This window comes from Saccharopolyspora sp. 6V, from assembly GCF_020176785.1.
In the GTDB taxonomy this organism is placed as follows: Bacteria; Actinomycetota; Actinomycetes; order Mycobacteriales; family Pseudonocardiaceae; genus Saccharopolyspora_C; species Saccharopolyspora_C gregorii.
The window spans coordinates 168,809-186,258 of record NZ_JAIUKB010000014.1 but is presented as its reverse complement, the minus strand read 5'-3'; the positions used below and the strand labels follow the sequence as shown (position 1 = coordinate 186,258).

General features: G+C 75.8%; 11 protein-coding genes. 4 read left to right on the top strand and 7 right to left on the bottom strand.

Annotation, left to right across the window (positions count from 1 at the left end; all coding sequences use genetic code 11):
* The first annotated feature begins 27 nt into the window (after window positions 1-27).
* Window positions 28-2,394: a cation-translocating P-type ATPase gene (locus tag LCD35_RS03370; RefSeq protein WP_225043683.1), complete on the top strand. Its 2,367-nt coding sequence runs from the start codon at window positions 28-30 to the stop codon at window positions 2,392-2,394.
* A gap of 25 nt (window positions 2,395-2,419) precedes the next feature.
* Here the strand turns inward: LCD35_RS03370 and LCD35_RS03365 are convergent, their stop codons facing one another.
* A complete protein-coding gene (locus tag LCD35_RS03365) occupies window positions 2,420-2,935 on the bottom strand; it encodes a hypothetical protein (RefSeq protein WP_225043682.1) in 516 nt (171 codons plus the stop codon).
* Between the two features lie 389 nt (window positions 2,936-3,324).
* Window positions 3,325-5,265: a cytochrome c oxidase assembly protein gene (locus LCD35_RS03360; RefSeq protein WP_225043681.1), complete on the bottom strand. Its 1,941-nt coding sequence runs from the start codon at window positions 5,263-5,265 to the stop codon at window positions 3,325-3,327.
* A 410-nt stretch (window positions 5,266-5,675) separates the two neighbouring features.
* Here LCD35_RS03360 and LCD35_RS03355 point away from each other — a divergent pair, with 410 nt between their 5' ends.
* The 3 genes from LCD35_RS03355 to LCD35_RS03345 all read left to right on the top strand — a co-directional run bounded on the left by LCD35_RS03355 (window position 5,676) and on the right by LCD35_RS03345 (window position 8,780).
* Window positions 5,676-7,061, top strand: coding sequence for a PepSY domain-containing protein (locus LCD35_RS03355; RefSeq protein WP_225043680.1), 1,386 nt, complete (start codon window positions 5,676-5,678; stop codon window positions 7,059-7,061).
* Between the two features lie 2 nt (window positions 7,062-7,063).
* Window positions 7,064-7,735 carry a DUF5134 domain-containing protein gene (locus LCD35_RS03350; RefSeq protein ID WP_224963063.1) on the top strand — a complete coding sequence of 224 codons (672 nt, stop codon included), beginning with the start codon at window positions 7,064-7,066 and terminating at the stop codon, window positions 7,733-7,735.
* A 223-nt stretch (window positions 7,736-7,958) separates the two neighbouring features.
* Window positions 7,959-8,780 carry an oxidoreductase gene (locus tag LCD35_RS03345; protein ID WP_224963061.1) on the top strand — a complete coding sequence of 274 codons (822 nt, stop codon included), beginning with the start codon at window positions 7,959-7,961 and terminating at the stop codon, window positions 8,778-8,780.
* 75 nt (window positions 8,781-8,855) lie between these two features.
* Here LCD35_RS03345 and LCD35_RS03340 read toward each other — a convergent pair whose 3' ends face one another.
* The 5 genes from LCD35_RS03340 to LCD35_RS03320 form a co-directional block, all read right to left on the bottom strand.
* The gene (locus LCD35_RS03340; protein WP_224963059.1) at window positions 8,856-10,073 is read right to left on the bottom strand and encodes a TIGR02679 family protein; all 1,218 of its coding nucleotides are present in this window, start codon (window positions 10,071-10,073) and stop codon (window positions 8,856-8,858) included.
* On the bottom strand, window positions 10,063-14,040 hold the full coding sequence (locus LCD35_RS03335) for a TIGR02680 family protein (protein ID WP_225043679.1): 3,978 nt from the start codon (window positions 14,038-14,040) through the stop codon (window positions 10,063-10,065). The genes LCD35_RS03340 and LCD35_RS03335 overlap by 11 nt, the downstream gene beginning before the upstream one ends.
* Window positions 14,037-15,239 (bottom strand): TIGR02678 family protein, encoded by a 1,203-nt coding sequence (locus LCD35_RS03330; RefSeq protein WP_224963034.1) that lies wholly within the window; start codon window positions 15,237-15,239, stop codon window positions 14,037-14,039. Before LCD35_RS03330 ends, LCD35_RS03335 begins: the two co-directional genes overlap by 4 nt.
* On the bottom strand, window positions 15,236-16,753 hold the full coding sequence (locus LCD35_RS03325) for a TIGR02677 family protein (protein WP_225043678.1): 1,518 nt from the start codon (window positions 16,751-16,753) through the stop codon (window positions 15,236-15,238). The genes LCD35_RS03330 and LCD35_RS03325 overlap by 4 nt, the downstream gene beginning before the upstream one ends.
* Window positions 16,754-17,090: 337 nt before the next feature.
* A complete protein-coding gene (locus LCD35_RS03320; RefSeq protein WP_224963031.1) occupies window positions 17,091-17,264 on the bottom strand; it encodes a hypothetical protein in 174 nt (57 codons plus the stop codon).
* Window positions 17,265-17,450: the final 186 nt, after the last annotated feature.

The following is a 17,450-nucleotide window of genomic DNA, read 5'->3' as shown; positions in this document are numbered from 1 at the left end:
ACCGGAGTTCCGCGAGAGGTTTGCCCGATGTCCCCGACGACGACCCAGCCGACCGGACCGCCCCACGGCTCGACGGCGACGGAACCACCCCGGCAGGTCGAGCTGGCCGTGCGCGGGATGACCTGCGCCGCCTGCGCGACCCGGGTGGAGCGCAAGCTCAACAAGCTCGACGGGGTGCGGGCGGGCGTGAACTACGCGACGGCCGTCGCCACCGTCGAGTTCTCCGCCGAGCACGAGGTCGAGCAGCTGATCAACACCGTGCGCGGGGCCGGCTACGACGCGGAACCGGTGCCGCCACCGGACGCGGAACCCGAGCCCGCCGCGGGCGGTGCGGCGCCGGACCGGGTCCGCGACCTGTGGCGGCGGATGCTGGTCGCGGTGGTGCTGTTCGTGCCGCTGTGCGACCTGTCGATCCTGTTCACGGTGGTGCCGCAGGCCCGCTTCCCGGGCTGGCAATGGCTGCTGGTGGCGCTGACGCTGCCGGTGGCGGGCTGGGCCGCGTGGCCGTTCCACCGGGCCGCGCTGCGCGGCGCTCGGCGCGGTGCGTCCTCGATGGACACCCTGGTGTCGCTGGGCGTCACCGCCGCCGTCGGCTGGTCGCTGTACGCGATGTTCGCCCGGCCCGACCCGGTCGGCGAACCCGGCTGGTGGCTGCTGCTGAACCCGCAGGGCGCGCTGTACCTGGAGGTCGCGGCGGGCGTCACCGCGTTCGTCCTGGCCGGCCGGTACTTCGAGGCGCGGGCGCAGCGGCGGGCCGGGGACGCGCTGCACGCGCTGGCCGCGCTGCGGGCCAAGGACGTGACCGTGCTGCTCGACGACGGCTCGCAGTGGGAGGTCCCGGCGGCGGAACTCCGCGCCGGGCAGCGGTTCCTGGTGCGGCCCGGCGGGACGGTCGCCACCGACGGGGTCGTCGAGGACGGCCGCGGTGCGCTGGACCGCAGCGCCATGACCGGCGAGTCGGCGCCCGTCGAGGTCGGCGCGGGGGACACTGTGCTCGGCGGCACCGCCGTGCTCGACGGGCGGCTCGTGGTGCGGGCCACCCAGGTCGGGGCGGACACCCGGCTCGGGGCGATGCTGCGGCTGGTGTCCGAGGCCCAGTCCGGGAAGGCCGCCGTGCAGCGGCTCGCGGACCGGATCTCCGCGTACTTCGTGCCCGCCGTGCTGGCCGGATCGGCGCTGACCCTGCTGGCCTGGCTGCTGTGGACCGGCGACTCGGACCGGGCGTTCACGGCGGCGCTGGCGGTGCTGGTGATCGCCTGCCCGTGCGCGCTGGGCCTGGCCACGCCGACGGCGCTGATGGTGGCGTCCGGGCGCGGCGCCACGCTGGGCATCTTCATCAAGGGCTACCAGGCGCTGGAATCGACCCGCGACGTGGACACCGTGGTGCTGGACAAGACGGGCACCGTCACCGAAGGGCGGATGTCGGTGGTGGAGCTGCACGTGCCGCCGGAGCGGGACCGCGCCGGGGTGCTGCGCCGGGCGGGCGCCGTCGAGGACGCCTCGGAGCACGCGGTGGCCGCCGCGATCGCCGCGTTCGCCCGCACCGAGGCGGATTCCGGCGCGGCGGACGCCGAACCCGGATCGGCCGAAACCGCCGCACCGTCCGAAGTGGACGCTACGGCGGGCCGGTTCCCCGCGGTCCACTCGTTCGCGGCCCGGCCGGGGCTCGGCGCGCACGGCGTCGTGGAGGAGCGCGACGTCCTCATCGGCCGCCGCGCGCTGTTCGACGAACGAGGCTGGGAGGTGCCCGCGGAGTTCGACCGACTCCGCGAGAACTGGGAGGCGCAGGGCCGCACCGCGGTGCTCTGCGGCGAGGACGGCGCGGTCGTCGCCGTGTTCGCGCTGGCCGACGCGGTGAAACCCACCGCGGCCCGGGCCGTCGCCGAACTGCACCGGCTCGGGCTGCGCACCATCCTGCTCACCGGCGACAACGCCACCACCGGGCGGGCGGTGGCCGACGAGGTCGGCATCGAACGGGTCATCTCCGAGGTGCTGCCCGACGAGAAGGCCGAAGTGGTGCGCGGCCTCCGCGCCGAAGGCCACGTGGTCGCGGTGATCGGCGACGGCGTGAACGACGCCCCGGCGCTGGCCACCGCCGACCTCGGACTGGCCGTCGCGACCGGCACCGACATCGCCATCGACGCCGCCGACCTGATCCTGGTCCGGGAGGACCTGACGGTGGCGCCGGACGCGATCCGGTTGGCGCGGGCCACCTTGCGCACGATCCGCGGGAACCTGCTGTGGGCGTTCGGCTACAACCTCGCCGCGCTGCCGCTGGCCGCGCTGGGTCTGCTCAACCCGCTCATCGCGGGCGCGACGATGGCGCTGTCCTCGTTCTTCGTGGTGTCCAACAGCCTGCGGCTGCGGCGCTTCACCGGACTGCGCACCGACTAGCGGCGACTAGCGCGACCGGGTCGCACTAGTCCCGGCCGACGACCCGATCGCGCGCCCACGCCCGGATCTCCGCGTCGAGCGCGGGACGCGCGTCCGGCTCGTCCTCGTACCGGACCTGCCACTCCCGCACCCACGCCAGGTCCTGATCCTGGGAGAAGTAGCCTACACAGACGACGAAACCGACGGCCCGGTACGGCGAGAGCACCCCGTCCAGCAGGGCACCGGCCGCGTTCCAGCACGCCATCGGGAAGCTCCGCTCCGCGTCACCCGGGCCGACCAGGACCTGCCGCGGGATCTCCACCAGCGGCGCGAGCGCGAGCCGCTCGTCGCGGGAGGCGTGCCGGTGCGGATCGGCCGCCACCTCCGCCAACGGCTCCCGCAGCAGGTCGACGCAGTGCAGCACGGCCCGCTCCCACCCGCTGCCGGTGCGGTGCTGCGCCGGATCGTCCAGCAGGGCGAGCACTTCCCAGTAAAGCTCCACCACGCTGCTCGTGGTCACGTCCAGGTCGATCAGCACGCAGCCGTGCACGAACCAGGCCAACGCCCGACCCCGCGCCCGCCCAGGCTCGGCCCGGTCCCGCTCCTGGTCACGCCCCCGCAGCTCCTCGACGCGCAACCGAACCCCACGTGGCCGCATCCGCCGAGCACAGGACTCCCCCCAGCCCCCGTTCACGAGGCGGAGCGGGCGGCAGAACCTCACTTGCCCGTCTTCGAACCTGCCCTGCTGCTCTCGACTCCTTCCTGTCAGCGGCGAAGCCGCTGAGCAAACGACCACCCGAGCAACGGGACCACCCGCGGGTTCTCAGCCGTTTCCTCGCGAGGACAGCGTTTTCTCCTGTGGCGGAGCCACCGGTGAAAACGATCCCGCAGCGAGGGAACGGCTGAGGTTCCGCCACCCCACCCACTTCGCAGCAGGAGCTCGCCCAGCCTTCAGCGGCGTTCCGCGAGCTTCGCCAACATCGCGTTGTAGGCGGCGAGCTCCTCGTCCCCGGAGCGGTCGGCGCGGCGTGCCACCCGCGCGTCGTGCCGGTACCACTGGGTGAGCAGCGCGATCAGCACCACCACCAGCGGCGCCTCCCCCGCGGCCCACGCGATGCCACCGCCGAGCTTCTGGTCCGCGAGCAGGTCCTGCGCCCACGGCAGGTCGAGGGTGCGGTAGAAGTTCTCCGCGATCACGTCGTTCATGCCCATCACGATCACGCCGAAGAAGGCGTGGAACGGCATCACCGCGAACACCATGCCCAGCCGCCCCAGGTGCGGCAGCGGCTTCGGCGCCGGATCCACCCCGATGACCGTCCAGTAGTACAGGTAGCCGACCAGGACGAAGTGGACGTTCATCAGCTCGTGCGCCCAGTGCTCGGACATCGCGTTCTCGAACAGCGGCGTGAAGTACAGCGCGTAGAACGAGCCGACGAACAGCACCGTCGCGATCGCCGGGTGCGCCACCGCCCGTGCCACCGGCGAATGCACCACGGCCAGCAGCACTTCCCTGGCGCCGTGCGGATTCCCCCGGCCCGCGGTCGGCAATGCCCGCAGTGCCAACGTGATCGGGCCGCCCAGCACCAGCAGCACCGGCGCCAGCATGTTCAGCACCATGTGCACCAGCATGTGCACGCTGAACACCCCGGACGAGTAGACGCCTAGCCCGGAGGACGTCGCGACCAGCACCGTGACGCAGCCGAGCAGCCACGCCGCCGTGCGCCCGGCCGGCCACCGGTCCCCGCGCCGCCACAACCGGCGCACCCCCGCGACGTACAGCGCAGCCAGCACCACCACGGCGAGGCCCAGGACCAGGTCGAAGCGCCAGGTGCCCAGGAATCCCCACGCGCTCGGCGGTCCCGGCAGGTCGTAGCCGAGGATCACCTCCGAGGAGCTGACCCCGCGGTCCAGCAGGTTCGGCGGTGGCGTCTGCGCCATGCCCATCGACACGCCGACCGACACCAGTATGATCAACAACTCGGCGGACAGCAGCGCCACCGGTGCCGACGACCGGCGCCGCACCCAGCTGCCGCAGGCGCCGAGCAGCACCAGCAGCACGATCTTCGCGAGCACCAGCACGCCGAACGCGGTACGCCCCAGGTCGGACAGCGGCATCAACACCAGCGCGTCCACCAGCCCCGAGACCGCCAGCACCAGCCAGCTCACCCCGGCGAACCGGCGGTACCTGCGCAGCACCAGCTCCCGGTGCGCGCCACCGCGCCGCAGGTGCGCGATCACCGCCGCCAGCAGGCCCATCCACAGCGCCGCCGCCAGCACGTGCAGCACGATCGCGTTGGTCCCGAAGTCGTGGCCCGCGTTGGACGCCGAATGACCCACCACCGCGGGCGGCAGCAGCGCGAACGCGGCGAGCGCGGTCAACCCGAGCGCGGGTCGCCACCGCAGCGTCGTCCGGGCGCCGACCGCCACCACCAGCGCGACACCGGCGGTGATCGCCCAGGCCGTCGGCTCGTACATGGCGCTGAACAACCCGGTGAACGCGTCCGGCGGCAGCACGCGGCGCAGCGGGTGCCCCGTCCCGTCCGCCATCTCGAACGGCATCATCAGCACCGCAGCGACCGCCCACACCCAGGCCGCCGCGCCGGCCGCGCGGACCGCGGCGAACCCGTCCGGTGCGATGCCGCCGGACTCGCGTGGCGAGGTGAAGAACGCGGCGAACGCCAGCGATCCCAACGTGATCGCGGCGGACGCGTCGGCCACCAGCCGCACCAGTCCGATCCCGACGCGCACCACGGCACCCGGATCGGACAACCCGAGCGGCGCGTAGCCGGACTCGCCGAGGAAGACGGCGACGAACGCGGACACGAGGGCCGCGATGCTCGCCCCCGCGATCCACGGCAGGCGGTGCGGGGGCTGCGAACCGGGTGGTGGCACTGCGCTGTCCTCGTGCTCGACGTCCCCGGGGCGAACGGACGCCGCGCGCCCCGGAAGCGGGAAGCTACCCGCTCCCGGACTGGTCGCGCCCCCGCCCGCGGGAGTTCCGCGCACCCCCTGTGACCCCACTCGCACCACCTCCTGCCGGAGTGAACGGACCGTTCGACCAACTAGATCGGACGAACGGTCCGTTCACCCCGAGAACGAGCCCACCGAGCGGGCACCGGGTGACCGCCGCTGCCCCGGACGCGCGGTCCGTTCACCCCCGCCCCCGTGCACGCGTTCGGCGAACGGGTCAACGCCCGCCCCCGTTCGCTCCCACATCGTGGAGGGGGATGTCACAGCGGGAACCAAGCACGATGATCAGGCGACTAGTGGGTCGACCGAAGCGGCTGAGGACAGGAGCGGCGATGGCGACGGATCCAGGTCTCGCGGAGCAGCAGGACCCGGACTCGTCCGGGAGCGCGGTGGCGGATCGGCCCGCGAGCCCGTCGACGTGGTCGGTGCTGCGCCCGCTGGTGCTGCGCCTGCACTTCTACGCGGGCGTGTTCATCGCACCGTTCCTGGTGGTGGCCGCGCTGACCGGCTTGGTGTACGTGTTCACGCCGCAGCTGGAGCAGGCCGTCTACACCCGGGAGCTGCACGTGCCCGCGGCGGCGACCGCGCACCCGTTGTCGGAGCAGATCGCGACGGCCCGCGAGGTGCGCCCCGGCGAGCAGGTGCAGGCGGTGCGCCCGGGCGCGACCGGCACCGACACCACCCAAGTGATCTTCGCGGCGCCGGACCTGCCGGAGAGCTACCTGCGCACCGTGTTCGTCGACCCGCACACGCTGGAGGTGCGCGGCGACCTGGTCACCTACGGCTCGGGACAGGCGCTGCCGCTGCGCGCGTGGATCGACAACCTGCACCGCGGCCTGCACCTGGGCGACGCGGGCCGCCTCTACAGCGAGTTGGCGGCGAGCTGGCTGTGGGTGGTGGTGCTGGGCGGTGCGGCGCTGTGGATCGGGCGCACCCGCCGCGAGCGGCGCGCCCGGCTGCTGCTGGCCCCGGAGTTCCGCCCGGCTGGTCGCAGGCGGGTGCTGTCCTGGCACGGGGCGGTCGGGTTGTGGGCGGCGCTCGGGCTGCTGTTCCTGTCCGCGACGGGCCTGACCTGGTCGGTGCACGCGGGCGAGAACGTGACCGCGGTGCGCGAGCAGCTGTCGTGGGAGACCCCGGCGGTGTCCACCGAGCTGCCGGCGGCACCCGCCGGTGACGTGGGCATCGATCGGGTGCACGCGGCCGCGCTCGGCGCGGGGCTGGACGGTCCGGTGGAGATCACGCCGCCCGCCGATGCCGGTTCCGCCTACACCGTGCAGCAGGTGCAGCGCAGCTGGCCGACGAAGCAGGACCAGGTGGCGGTGGACCCGTCGAGCGGAGCGATCACCGAGACGATCCGGTTCGCGGACTACCCGCTGATGGCGAAGCTGTCCCGCTGGGGCATCGACGCGCACATGGGGCTGCTGTTCGGGCTGGCGAACCAGCTGGTGCTGGCGGCGCTGATGCTCGGCCTGCTCTCGATGATCTTCTGGGGCTACCGGATGTGGTGGCTGCGCAGGCCCACCCGCGGAGGTGGCCGGTTCGGCCGGGCGCCGGAACGGGGGGCGTGGCGGCGCGTCCCCGGCCGGGTCATGGCGCCGATCATCGTGGTGGCCGCGTTCGTCGCGTACGCGTTGCCGCTGCTGGGCGCGTCGCTGCTGCTGTTCCTCGTCGTGGACAACGTGCTGGGCGCGCGCGCCCGGCGGAGCGCCGGAGTCTGATCGTGGTCGAATCGCTGCTGCTGAGCTGGGTCCTGACGGTGCTGTTCGCGGTGACGGCGGTGTGGTGCGCGATCAGCGCCACCCGACCGGGCCTGCGGCCGAGCGATCGGCTGAGCTCGGCGAGCCACCTGGCGATGAGCCTGCTGATGATCGCGATGGTGTGGCCGTGGGGCATGGGCGTGCCCGCCACGCCGCAGCTGGTGCTGTTCGCGGCGACCGCGGTGTGGTTCGCGGCGCTGGCGGTGCTGCGGGTCCCGTGCGCCCACGGGTACGGCTCACCGCGGCTGGCGCACGCGCACCACGCGGTGATGTCGGTGGCGATGGTGTGGATGGTGGCGGCGATGCCGCTGCTCATGTTGGGTGCGCACGATTCCGGTGGCGGGCACCACCACCACGCGGCGGGAGCTCCCGCGTCCGGGGTGCTGGCCGCGCCCGCGGCCGCCGCCGGGCCCCCGGCGCCGGTGGTGCTGGTGTCGGCGGTGCTCGGGGCGTTCCTGGTGCTGTCCTCGGTGGCGTGGATCTCGACGGCGGTGGACACGGCGCGGCACAACTTGAACACCGCCGACGCCACCGGCGCCCCGGCCGATCCGCGGGCCACCCGGCTGGCGTGGGACGCGGCCTGCCACGGGGCGATGAGCATCGGCATGGGCGCCATGCTCCTGGCGATGCTCTGACGTTCGCCTCGCGGACCGAGGCCCGGCGCGACGTTCCGGGTGTCCTGACCGGGCGGGGACGCTCGCGTCCGGCCCCCGATCGGCGGTCGGGGCCGTTGACGGAGCGAAGCGGCCCGGGTGGCAGTGCCACGCCCTCCCTCGGCGGGACTCCGGTGCCTAGCGTGGAGCCATCGGCCCGGCACCGGGCCGTCCACAGTGGACCATCAATCGCGAGGGGGACCCCGTGTCCGTCTGGTTCATCACCGGAATCTCCCGCGGCTTCGGCCGGGCGCTGGCCGAAGCCGCGCTGCGCCGCGGCCACACCGTCGTCGGCACCACCCGCACCGGCGACTCCGACCTCGACGCGGCGGGCGGCGCGCTGCACACCGTGCCGCTCGACGTCACCGACCCGGAGCAGGCCGCCACCGCGGTCGCCGCCGCGCACCGCGTCGCCGGGCGCCTCGACGTGGTGGTGAACAACGCGGGTTACGGGCTGCTCGGCGCCGTGGAGGAGGCCTCGGCGGACGAAGCGCGGCACGTGTTCGAGGTGAACTTCTTCGGCGCGCTGCGCGTCGTGCAGGCCGCGCTGCCGCTGCTGCGCGCCCAGCGCTCCGGACACGTCGTCAACATCTCCTCCATCGCCGGGCTCGCCCCCGGCGCCGGATCCGGGTTGTACGCGGGCGCGAAGGCCGCGCTCGGCGCCACGTCCGAAGCGCTCGCGCAGGAGGTCGCGCCGCTGGGCATCCGCGTCACCGTCGTCGAGCCCGGCCACTTCCGCACCGAGTTCCTCACCGAGCGCTCCCGGCGCGGCACCGCCGCCGCCCTCGACGACTACGCCGACACCGGCGCCGCCGTCGCCGCGATGCAGCGCACGGACGGTGCGCAGGCCGGTGACCCGGCGCGGGCGGCGGAGGTGATCCTCGATGCCGTCGCCGCCCCGGAGCCACCGATGCACCTGGTGCTCGGCGCCGACGCCGTCGGCCGGACCCGCGCCAACGCGGAACGACTCCTCGGCGACGTCGAGCGCTGGGAGAACGCCTCCACCGGCACCGCGTTCCCGTCCTGAGCCGACGGCACCCGCGAACGCGGAGGGCGGGCATCACCGCCCGCCGGGCGAGCCCCGCACCGGGGCAGGCTCGGGTCACGGCGTCCGCCACACCGCTTCGTCGAGGAGTTCGTCCGCCACCCGCAGCTCCGGGACCGCCACCCGGTTCTCCCGCAACGCCGGGGCGAGCGCCGCGTCCCAGGGCGCGTCGGTGATCCGCCCGGCACCGGGTCCGGCCGGGTGCCGGTCCAGCGCGGCCAGGTAGTCGGCGGTGCTCATCCGCCACGGCACGGCCCCGGCCTTGGCCTGCACGTACGCGGCGATGCGGAGGCCTTCCCCGTCGAAGTCGCCGTGGTGGTGCAGCCGCGCCCCGGCCGCGCGGAGGGTCCGCAGCAGCAGCATCGCGGCGCCGTTGGGCCAGCCGGAGGTGCACACCAGCGGCGGACAGGTGCGGCCGAACCGGCGCAGCGCGCGCTCCAGCACGGCCGGTTCCTGCACGACCCACACGTCGGGCTCGCCGAGCACGATCCGGCCGGCGTCGCGCAGCTGGTCGAGGGTGGTGGAGGCGGCGTGCCCGGAAGCGGTGCAGGAGCGCATGATCTCGCCGCACAGCCGTCCGCCGACCGGCTGCATCCCCGCGCTGAGCACCGCGGTGGGCAGTCCGGGTTCGCCGATCCCGGCGCACCGCCACAGCGCGCGGCGCTGGCCGTCGCTGGCGGGCAGCGGAACGCCGTGCACCTCGGCGAGCGCGCGCAGCACGAGTCCGGACAGCGATCCGCCCGGGTCGAGGGCGCGCGGATCGCCCAGCACCGCCTCGGCGAAGGCGGGCAGCGGCGTGCCGGGCGCGGGCAGCGCGTGCAGCACGTGCAGCGCCGCGTCCAGCAGTCGTCCCGCCGCGGCGGGAGTTCCGCCGGGGAGGCCGCCGCGGCGCACCTGCTCCGCCCACCCGGTCAGGGCGGGCTGGGCGCGCACCACCGGGTGCTCGGTGAACCACTCCCACAGCGCGGCGCGCTGCCGCTGGGCGCGTTCCCGCTGCAGCGCCCGGTCCTGCACGGGGCCGATCAGCTCTTCGACGATGTCCCGGCAGCGCATCCCGCAGTGCGGTTCGAGCACCGCGTCCAGCCGTGCCACGGACACCGTGACGTGGTCGGCGGGCAGCCGGTCGGCGCCGAGCAGGCCCGCGAGCGCTTCGCGCTGCCGCCGGTCCAGCGGGCCCACCCGGACCCGGTCCACGGCCCGGCCCGAGGAGAGCCGGTCGTGCACCGCCCGCCACAGGGGTGCGAACTCGGCTCGCCGCAGACCGTCAGGGAGCACCGCGTTCCTCCGCCAGCGCCCGCCCGTCCCACACGAACCGGGCGGTGGTGACCGCGTCGTCGCCGTCGCCGGTGATGAGCTGGTGGACGGCGATGCCGTCGAGCTCCCGGTAGGTGCACCACTCGTGGTCGCTGGTCAGCACGAGGTCCAGGTCCAGCGCGGTGAGCAGGTCGAACACCTGCCCGCGGTTGGTGGCGTCCACGCCGACGAACACCTCGTCGAGCAGGATGAACCGGGGCGCGGCGGGCACGGCCTGGTAGTGCGCGGCGACGGCGGCGAACAGCGGCAGGTGCAGCGCGATGGCCTTCTCCCCGCCGGAGAGCGCGCCGTGCAGCCGTTTCGTGAGCAGCTGCCAGCCCTCCCCGTTCGCCCGGTCGATCTGCACGCCGAAGCGGTGCCAGGACGTGTAGTCGAAGACCTGCGCCAGCTGCCCCTCCCACCCGGCGGCGGTGCCGTGCCGCCGGGCCTCGTCGACGCGTTCCCGGAAGAAGGCGTGCAGCACGTCCTTGTCGGCGTCGTCGAGCCGTTCCGGGTCGGTGAGCAGCAGTTCGCGTGCGGCGCCGGTTCCGGCGGGCAGGTTGGGGTCCACTTCCCACACCAAGCGCACGGCGACCTTCGACGCGGTGCGGACCCGCTTGAGCCGGGCGTTCATGGTGTCGACGAGTTCCCCGGCCTGGCGGATGCGGGCGGCGAGGTGCCTGCGGGTCTCGCCGGTGAGGGTCTGGTCGAACAGCTCCCGTTCGGCACCGGTGAGGCCCGCGCGCAGCCGGTCGCGTTCGGCGCGCAGGGCGTCCCGCAGCCCGGTGGCGCCGAGGCGCACGCCGTCGAGGGTGGCGGCGAACAGCTGCGCGTCCTCGCCGGGTTCCAGCCGCAGTTCCGCGCGGTCCGCGAGCACGTGGCGGCCGCCGTGCACGGCTTCGGCGAGCTTGCCGAGCGCGTCGGCGCGGTCCTTCGCGCCGTGCGGGAGCGCTTCCCAGGCACCGCTGATCTCGCGGGCCGCGGCGAGCACCGCACCGTCATCGTCCAATTCGGACAGTTCGATCCCGGCGTCGACCGCGAACCCGGCCGCGGCGTGCCTCCGCAACCGGTGGGCCGCGGCGTCGCGGGCGGCGCGGGCGGCCTCGTGCCGCGCGGTGTCGGCGGCGCGCCGGTGCTCCAGCGCGCCGAGCCGCCCGGCCACCTCGACGAGCCGGTCGGTCGACCGGTCCCGCCGCAGCTCCACGTCGTGCAGGCCGGCGCGCAGCTCGGCGAGCTCGTCCAGCACCTGCCGGTCCGCGGTGCCGAGGGCGGCGCGCACGGCGTCGGCGCGCTCGGCGCGGCGCAGCGCGTCCCGCTCGGCCTCCTCCGCTTCGGCGCGCCGTTCGGCGGCGACGTCCCGGGAGCGCCGCGCGACCTCGGCGGCGGTGTCGGCGGCGCGCCGTTCGGCGTCGGCGGCGAACCGGGCGTCGAGCCAGTCCGCGGCGGAGTCGGTGCAGGCCGCGACGCGCCGGTCCAGCTCGTCCAGCGCGGACCGGTCCGCGGGCCGCCCGAGTTCGGCGGCGAGCTCGGTGAGCCGGTCCCCTGCTCGCCGCGCGGCGTCCGCGGCCGCCGCGACCTGCTCGGCCCGGTGGTGCGCGAGGCCGTCGCGGGCGGCGGCCTCGGCTTCGGCGACGTCGGCGGCCCGGCGGGAGTCCCGCACCGCGCTGTCGTCGGGCGCGGCCTCCCACTCGGCGCGCAGCGCGTCCCGGCGGGCGTCCAGCGCACCGGCCGCGGTGTCGAGCTCGGCGAGCTCGGCCGCCACCTCCTCGATCCGCTCGTCCAGCGCGGCGTCGCGGCGCTTGCGGTCCCGGTCGCGGGCGGTGCTGCCGATCCGGGCGACCTCGGGCGCCGAACCGTCGCCGGTGAGCCCGGCGAGGCGCCACCTGCCGTCCGGCGCGATCGCCGCTTCCGGGGCGGTCTCCGCGCTGCGGTGCCTGCCCGCGCCCGCGGGATCCTCGGCCGGGTCCACCGACGCCGCGCCGTAGCCGATCCCGTGCAGCACGGCCCAGATCCGGTCCCGGTCCACCGGCCCGCCCGATTCGGGCCGCAGCACCTCCACCAGCGAGGTCCCGTCCACCGGACGCAGCCGGGCCGGGTCGAGCCGGGTGCCCTCGCCGTCGAGCACCCCGTCCGGGCCGACCCACGCGTCGAGCAGGCCCGCCGAGTGCAGCGCCGCCTCGACCTTGGCCTGCACGCCGGGGGTGGTGCCGCTGCGGAACGCCACCAGCCGCCACAGCGGGGCACCGGGGCGCTGCGGGTCCTCGGCCGGGTCCTCGGCCCGGTCGCGTCGCGCGGTGAGCTCGGCGTGCAGGGCCCGGCACTCGTCCCGGCGCGCGGTGGCCGCGGCGTGCGCACGCCCCAGCTCGGCCGCGGCGGTCAGGTAGCCGGGGTGCAGCAGCGCCAGCAGCGCGGCGCGGGTGCCGGCGCGCGCGGCGGCGTCGAGGTCGTCGACGGGTAGTTCCACCAGGCCCGCCGCCCAGTCCCGCACCCGCTGCGCCTGCGCGTCGAGCCGGTCGGCATGCGCCCGGGCGGCTTCGGCGCTGCGCTCGGCCGCGGCGGTCTGCTCGCCCCGGGCTTCCTCCAGGTGCTGCTCGGCGGCGGTGCGGGCCGCCACGGCCCGGTCGTGCCGGTCCGCGGCGGCGCGGACCTCGGCGGTGCGGTCGTGCTCGCCGCGCGCGGCGGCGCGCAGCAGCAGCCGGGCGCGCCGCCGGTCCGCGGTGCCCGCGGCCTCCTGGAACGCTCCGGCGAGACCGACCGGTTCGGCGTGCCCGCGCGCGTCCCGCTCGGCGCGCACCGCCAGCTCGGCCACCGCGGCGGCGCGGGCGGCGGCGGCGGCGGCGCGCTGCGCGGCCGCGTCGGCTTCGGTGGCGCGCCGGTCGGCCCGGTCGCGGGCGGCGGTGGCGGTGCGCTCGGCTTCGGTGGTCTCGGCGTGCAGCCGGTCGAGCTCGGCCGCCTCGTGGTGGCCGTCGGCGAGCCCGGCGATGCGGGCCCGGAGCCGGTCGGCCTCCCGCGCCAGCTCACCGCGCCGCGCCAGGACCTCGTCCCGGTCGGCGGCGGTCCGCTCGTGGCGGCGCGCGCCGTCCGCTGCCTCCTCGGCGGCCCGGTCCAGGTCGGCGTCCGCGGCGAGGAGGTCGGCGGCCGCGGCGCGCAGCACCCGCCGCGCGTAGCCGGACTGCCGGTCGGCGACGGCGTCCGCTGCCCGCACCTGCTCGTCGAGCCGCGCCAGGTGTTCGCGGCGCCGGTCGAGGCGTTCGAACCCCTCGGCGAGCTCGGAGATCTCGGCCGCGCCCAGCGGTGGCAAGGCGCGGGACAGCAGCGTGGACAGCAGGTTCGGGTCCAGCCGCTCGGACAGCTTCGGGGTGCGCAGCTGCAGCAGCGCGGTGATGAGCGCTTCGTAGCGCGGCTCGGTGAGCTCCGGGAACAGCGCGGCGCGCACCGCTGCCCGGTGCTCGGCGGGCGTGTCGTGCACGGTCCCGAGTTCGCCAAGCCGCTCCTCCAGCGCGGTCCTCGTCAACGGCTGGTCGTTGCCGTTGACCAGCCGCAGGTCCACGCCGACGCGCCGGGAGGTGGTGAAGAAGTCCGCGCGCACCTCGGCGGTGTGCTTGCTGGCCTGCAACCGGGCGCCGCAGGTGAACCACCCGTCGCCGCAACGGAATTCCAGCCACGCGTAGCCGACGCGGGTGACGCCGGAGGCGCCCTCGCCCATCAGGTTCCAGTGCATGGTGCGTTCCGCGCTGCCGAACGTGGACAGCCGGTTCGCCCGCAGGTCCGCGTCGAACAGGAACGGCAGCAGCAGTTCCAGCGCCTTCGACTTCCCGGTGCCGTTCGGGCCGCGCAGCAGCAACCGTCCGTTGTGGAACTCGAAGACCTCGTCGTAGTAGCGCCACACGTTGAGGATCCCGGCGCGCGACGGGCGCCAGCGGACCGCGGCGGTTTCGGGGGCGGTCACGACGGGTTTCCTCCAGCGGAGTCGGGGGAACCGGACACGATGGTGTAGCGGGCGGCGGCGGGCAGCGCGACGATCCGCTCCCCGTCCCGCCGGGCCAGCCCGAAGTCCACGAGCACCGCCACCGCGTCCGCCACCAGCCGCGCCGGGCCGTCGGAGTAGCGGTAGGTGCGCGCCGATCCCGGCGACCGGTCCAGCACCGATTCCGCGTCCTCCCGCAGCTGGTCGGCGGTGAGCCCCGCGCGGGAGGCGCCGAGCGAATCCAGCAGGTGCAGCGCGGCGACCTTCGCGTTGTCGCCGTCGTCGGGGAACCTGCCGTCGGTGGCGAGGGATTCCGGGTCGACCAGCAGCACGCCTTCGGCGCGTTCCTCCACCGCGAACCCGCCCTGCTCGGCGGCTTTCCGCATGCTCTCCCGGCCGGTGCGGGAGGTCGCCCACTCGCGCTGCTCCGCGGTGAGGTCCGCCCAGTACACCACCGGGTCGTCGAACAGCTTGCGCAGCACGGAATGCCGCAGCCGCAGCGCGCGCTGCACGTCGGTGGCGCCCGCACCGCCGTAGCGGGGTTCGGCCAGCATCCCGGCGAGCCGGTCGCCGTCCGGCAGCCGCGACGGCCCGTTCGGCGCGGCCAGCAGCCGCACCAGCAGCGTCGCGTCCACCCGGTACAGCACCTTCGCCCCGGCGGAGTCGGTGTAGTCCTCGGTGCTGCCGTCCACGGGGTCCAGCGCGCCGAAGCCCTCCAGCGCGCGCAGCACGTCCACGAACGCCATCCGCTCGGCGCGCAGCGCCGGGTCGAACCCGGGCAGCACCGGATCGGCCGCGGTGGCCTGCGCGACGCGGTCCGCGAGCAGTCCGACGGTCGTCGCGGGACCACCGAGCAGTTCCGCCGCGGCCACGCAGAACAGCGCGTAGCGCCGCCGGTCGAACGGCGCCCGGCTGCCCCGGTCCCGCCGAGCGGGCCGGGACGCGTCCGGGTCGGAGCGCACCTTCGCGAGCCGTGCGTACCCCTGCCGCGGCTCCACGACCAGCGCCCAGCCGCAGTGGTGGTCGAACCAGCTCGCGAGGGTGTCGGCGCGCCGCCGCACCAGGTCGAACCCGTCCGGGTCGGTCGCGGCCCGGATCAGCGGGCTGCCCAGCAGCAGCCTGATACCGCGGGCCAGGTCGGCGCGTTCCGCGATGACCAGCTGGTTGGCGAGGTTGCTCATCCGCCCGCCTCCACCGCGCCGTCGGCGACGAGCCGCACGTGCACCGCGAAGTCCGGGCCGCGCAGCGTTCCCCGCTCGGTGCGCAGCTCGGCGGTGCGCCCGTCCGCCGGGTCGGACAGCTCGATCTCGACCCGTCCGTCGCCGGTGCGGGCACGGCGCACGCCCGCGTCGTCGGCGCGGCTCGCCAGGGCGCGCCCCAGCAGGTCCAGCAGCCGGTCGAGCACGCCGGGTTCGAGCCCGGTGAACGAGGAGAGCCGGACTTCGCCGCCGGTGACGAGCCGCTGCCACGCCGCGTCCAGCTCGGCGCGCTCCCGCCTGGCCCGGGCCGCGCGCAACGCGGCGAGCTGCGCGACGTCGCGCACCTTCCCGGTGCTGCCGAACTTCTCGACGCGCCCGCCGCTGCGCAGCAGCGCCGAAACCCGCACCCGCGGGGCCCGCACCCACGGCGTCGCGGGCGCCACCAGTTCGGGGTCCTCGTGGGCGAGGTGCGCGTGCCGCGCGGGGCCGAGCCCGAACGCGGCGGACCAGAGGCGGTGCAGGTCCTCGTCCCGGTCGGCGGTGGTGAACCACCGGGCCAGTTCGCGGAAATCGGCCGCGGCGCTGGACGATCCGCTGCGGGCCTCGGTGATCCGCTCCAGCTCCCGCAGCAGCTCCCCGACGATTCCGCGGGCGGCGGCGCGCAGCAGCTCCGCGCGCGGTGGCGAGCCGTCCGCCGGGCGGAACCAGTCCCGCAGCGTCCCCCAGCTCGCCGCCCGCCGCTCCAGCCAGTCCCGCTCGTCAGCGGTGGGCGGCAGGTCCGCGCCGCGCAGCGCGCGCCGGTGCAGGTCGGCGACGCCGTGCGCCTCCACCTCGGCGAGCGCGGCGGAGATCACGGGCCGGCGCTGGTCGAGGTCGGTCGTGAACTCCTGCAGGTGCGCGACGGTCGCCGCCTTCACCTCGTCGAACTCGCCCGGGTCGTCGGACCGCTGGAGCCGCCGCAGTTCGGCGTGGAAGTGCGCGGTGCCGGTGCGCAGCGATTCCAGGTGCCCTTCCAGCTCGTGCACCGCGGCGCACAGCCGCCGGTCCGCCGAACCCGGTTCGGCCAGCAGCGCGGCGATCTCGGCGAGCCGGTCGGCGATGGCGTCGAGCACCGCGGTCTGCAACGCGCCGGTCTCGTCGAAGCTCGCCATCGCGTGCCGCAGCCCGGACCAGGCCGCCGCGCCCGCCTTCGTCAACGCGTAGTGCAGGTTGCGCCGCTCGTACTCGGCGGCGGTGCGGTAGTCCTCCGCGTGGTGCTGGACGACGTCGAGCAGCCCCCACTCGGCGAGCTTCTTCAGCCGTTCCGCGAGGTCTCCGTCGCCGAGCGCGTCGAGCCAGCCGCTCGCCCGCACCCGGTCCCGCACGTCATCGATGCCGAGCGAGCCCTCCCACCACTGCGCCGCGTCCGCGAACGCGCGCAGGATCGCCGAGTACGACTCGGCCTGAGCACCGACCGCGAAGCGGAACACGTCCGGCGGGACCCGCTGCGTCGCCACCCGCGGCCTCCTCCCGGCACGGAACCAACCACCTCACGGTAGTGGACCGCGGACGTCAGGCGAACGGGTAGCCGGTGACCGGTTCGCTCCGGTCCCCGCGGTCCGGGTTCCCCGCCCGGACGCGGAAATGCGGGGGGGGGGGGGGGGGGGGGCCGCCGGGGGGGGGGGGGGGGGGGGGGGGGGGGGGGCGGGGGGCGCGGCCCACGGCCGCGGTCCGCGCCCCCCCCCCCCCGGGCCCCCCGGGCCCGGGGCCCCCCCCCCCCCCGGGGGGGGGGCCCCCCCCCCGCCGGCCCCCCCCGGGGGGGGCCGGGGGGGCCCCCCCCCCGGATCGGTCCGGTCACAGGACGTGCCGCGCCCCGGCGCCGAGGCCCCGGCAGGTCCAGCACTCCTCCGCGACGGCGGGTGCCGGGTCGGCCGGACCGGGGTCGAGCAGGCCCGTTCCCGAGCAGTCCGGGCACCAGGACCACTCGGCGGGCAGTTCCGCGGTGGGCGCGGGCGGCAGGACGTTCACCGCGCACCTCCTGTTCCGCCGGGCGTCGCGCTCGATTCCGGCTGCGTGGGCGGGACTTCCGGTGCGGAGGCCCCGCCCACCGGTCTACCCCGCGCGCTCCGACCGGCGGGGTCGCGCGGGTAACGGCTCGCGAAATTCCCGGAGCCGCCGCCGCGCGGGAGTTCCCTGGTGGTGCGCGCGCTCCGC